This window comes from Neisseria sp. P0021.S007, from assembly GCF_051956855.1.
Map to the genome: position 1 here is coordinate 1 of NZ_JBQCXA010001382.1, position 490 is coordinate 490.

General features: G+C 59.6%; 1 pseudogene. It reads right to left on the minus strand.

Annotated elements, in window-relative coordinates:
• A pseudogene (locus ACTHUR_RS19290) lies at positions 1-490 on the minus strand (ATP-dependent DNA helicase RecG); the annotation flags it as partial.

Sequence of the window (490 nt, forward strand, 5' to 3'; positions counted from 1 at the left end):
CCGCCGTACCGCTAACGCGCTTCTGCCGCGCCAAGCGCATGGAAAGCTGTTGCGCCAAAAGTTCGTCGAATTTGAGCCGCTGCCATGCAGGCAGCGCGCCGTCGGAAAGCTGGTGGATGGTGAAACTCGGCGGCGGCGAATGCAAAAGGCGCAGGCTTTCGGCGAGGTGCGGCAGTTTCAGACGACCCAATAAGGCATCGGGCAGCGTGTCGTGCAGCGGCGTAACGTCCAACGCTGTCTGAATGATGCGGCGCAAAGTAGGCTGGTTCAAACCGTTTACGGTCGGATAGACAGGCGTGAGGCTTTCCGCCAAACCGCCGCTCTCGGCATCACGGATTTTGGGATGAATCATCTCGTCGCCGTGAAACCCGTGTTTGATTTCGCCCACGGCGCGGATGCGTTTGCCGACCGCCATCTGCTTCTGATGGCTGGCGTAAAAGTGTATGAAGCGCAGAAAAAGGACGCTGCCGGAACCGTCGGCGATTTGGAC